The organism is Dermacoccus sp. CCH2-D9, from assembly GCF_001556795.1.
GTDB classification, from domain to species: domain Bacteria; phylum Actinomycetota; class Actinomycetes; order Actinomycetales; family Dermatophilaceae; genus Dermacoccus; species Dermacoccus nishinomiyaensis.
The window spans coordinates 1-2598 of record NZ_LSJT01000017.1; the positions used below are offsets into that span (position 1 = coordinate 1).

Sequence of the window (2598 nt, forward strand, 5' to 3'; positions counted from 1 at the left end):
GCGCGCTTCCTTGACACGGAAGAGGTCACTGGTTCAAACCCAGTATCGCCCACCAGAACAGAACACAGCCACGATGCTCCCACGGCCCGGCCGTCGGGAGCATCGTGCTGTTCCGCTGCCGGCTGCCAGCTGCCGGCTGGGCGAGAGATCCCGGGCCGGTGTGCGGGGGACGCCGTGGGTGCGGGGCCCGGCGGCCATCGCCCGGAAACGCGTCATGGATGACGCGTTGTGGGGCAATGTCGAGCGGCGCAGGCGGGCGGCGGCCGTCGACCGACGTGCAGCGGGCCGGCCGGCTTTCCTTGGTGCGTCTCATCTGCGCATGATGGCGTCATGACGAATGAATCGAACTTCGACCTCGGCTCCATGGACGGCTACGCGGATCAGGCCCAGGCCGCCGACGACGTCACGGGCGAGGCGTACGAGAACATGCTCGACCAGGGGTTCACGACGCCGGAGCGCGAGCCGAACGTCGAGCGCTGGGAGAACGAGCACGAGACCCTCGACGAGCGCCTCGAGGAGGAGGTGCCCGACGTCGACCCCGACTCGGCGTACGGCAACCCCGACGGCGTTCCGTCACCTGACGACGAGTTCGACGACACGCGCGTCGGCCGCGTCGTCGCCCCCGACGAGGGCCTGGCGGAGGATCGCGAATCCGAACTCGTCGCCAAGGACGACGGTTTCGCGGGTGGCGCCTCGAGCGCTGAAGAGGCTGCGCTGCACTTCACGGACGGTCGCGACGCGGCGGGTTTCGACGACGGCATCGTCGACGAGCCCGGCGCCTGATCGAGCGGACGCAGAGTGCGAGGCCGCCGGAGCGTCGCGGTGCGCCGCCGTCAGCGGGATCCGAGCGTGAGGATGAGGTCGGCCATGCGCTGAGGGCGGTCGAGCATGACGAAATGGCCGGATCGCTCGAGGACGGCCTTCCGCACGTCTGCATCGGCGGCGATTTCGCGCGCCTGGCGCAGCACGGCGCGCACCCAACGGGTTGGCGTGCGTCGCTGCAGGCGCCCGTTGGCGGCGACGACGAGCGTCGGCAACTGCGGCGTCAGCGGTGACGTCGTGCGCAGCGCATGCAGCTGACGAACGCAGGACGAATATGCCGACAATTCGTGAAGACAGGTCTCGAGCACGCTGATCGACGCCATCTCGTCGCGCAGGCCGGGGACCGATCGCGCGAGTGAACGACGCGCGGGCACCGCCAGCGTGCGAATCGTGGGGCCGCAGACCCGCCAAGCAGCGACGGCCGAGCGGCTTCACAGGGCTGCCGCCAGGAGTCGTGCGCGTCGGCCCGATCGAGGCGTCTCGGGCTCGGCGGAGCCGTCCTCGGCGAGTGACCCGTCGAGCAGGACGAGGGCCGCGGCCTGCTCCGGGGCCATGCGCGCCGCGGCTTCCGCCACGACAGCCCCGAATGAATGACCGACGAATGTGACAGGGCCCGGCACGCCCAGCGCGTCGAGCGCGTTCAGCAGGTGCGCTGCGTCGTCCTCGAGCATGGTCGGCGCGCCGGCCGTTTCTGTTCTTGGGGACGGTCGGCGTCCGCGCGTTCGACATCGCGACGTGCGGCATCAGGACATGCGCGGCGCCAGGGTGCTCGACATCAAGGCGTTCGGCGTCGAGGTGCCCGGTGCCAAGACGCTCGTCGGCGGGAGCTTCGACGGCGATGACGCGATGGGTGGCCGACAAGCATGGCGCGACAGGCGCACAATCCCACACGAACGACGCGATGCCGGGGGAGCAGGCGAGCGCGGGCCCGTCGCCTGCGTCGAGAACGCGCGTCGCGCGGCCCGTCACGCTGATCATCTGGGAAGCGCGCCGGGAAACGGCTCAGCAGGGGAGGCCGAGGACGAATCGGACGCCCGGCGGTGGCCCGGCCCGGCGAATCGATGCGGCCCGCACCGTGGCGGCGCACCACGTCCGCACGGCGACGCGTTCGCGACGGCGGGTCGAGACGTGACCGACGGCCGCTGCGGCGTCGTGGTCGAGGCGCAGCTCCCGCCACACGATGCGCAGGCGGGCGTAGGACAGCGCGGAGATGACGACGAGCAGCACTCCCGAGAGGCCGTCGGTGGTGCGCAGGAGCGTCGCGGCTGGGCGTCCGGAGACGAAGTACGCCGAGGCGTACAACGGTCCACGGATGCAGCTGCGGATCGAGCAGCGGCGCGATGAGCCAGGTCAAGTACGCACGGCCGTGATGAGGCACAGTCGGCGTGAAGCCAGCGACATCCGTCGTCGCGATCGCGCACTCGTCGATCGGCGTGGGCGGGCCGCCGATCCCCGTCGACGCTATCGCTGCAGCCCATCGAGGGAGCGTCGGCGCACAGGTCTGATCCTCGAATTCCGCGCGGGCGACCAGCGGACCGGCCGTCGGGCCGGACTCGAAGCGCCCGTCGTACCGGCCGTCGGGCCAACCTCGATCCGCCCGGATGCACCCCGGAGGCACGCACACGGGCAGTCCGCCGTCGACCCGGCCATGCCGATTTGGTGAACGCGCGATGATCCGGGTAACGTTCTCGTCGTTGCCGAGGGCGGAAAGCCCGAGGAAACAGGCGGACATAGCTCAGTTGGTAGAGCGCAACCTTGCCAAGGTTGAGGTCGCCG

Annotated in this window: 3 protein-coding genes and 1 pseudogene; 1 reads left to right on the forward strand and 3 read right to left on the reverse strand. The window is 70.6% G+C overall.

The genetic code is table 11. The features are described 5' to 3' along the window. Positions 1–330: 330 nt before the first annotated feature. Positions 331–783, forward strand: coding sequence for a DUF5709 domain-containing protein (locus AX669_RS01410; RefSeq protein ID WP_062256135.1), 453 nt, complete (start codon positions 331–333; stop codon positions 781–783). 50 nt (positions 784–833) lie between these two features. Here the strand turns inward: AX669_RS01410 and AX669_RS01415 are convergent, their stop codons facing one another. From AX669_RS01415 to AX669_RS01425, 3 genes and pseudogenes are all read right to left on the reverse strand, one after another. Further along, the gene (locus tag AX669_RS01415) at positions 834–1196 is read right to left on the reverse strand and encodes a hypothetical protein (protein ID WP_006944512.1); all 363 of its coding nucleotides are present in this window, start codon (positions 1194–1196) and stop codon (positions 834–836) included. Positions 1197–1253: 57 nt separating this feature from the next. After that, positions 1254–1526 (reverse strand): annotated as a pseudogene (locus AX669_RS01420) (alpha/beta fold hydrolase); the annotation flags it as partial. Positions 1527–1824: 298 nt separating this feature from the next. Continuing rightward, positions 1825–2124 carry a hypothetical protein gene (locus tag AX669_RS01425; protein WP_062256137.1) on the reverse strand — a complete coding sequence of 100 codons (300 nt, stop codon included), beginning with the start codon at positions 2122–2124 and terminating at the stop codon, positions 1825–1827. Between the last annotated feature and the right edge of the window lie 474 nt (positions 2125–2598).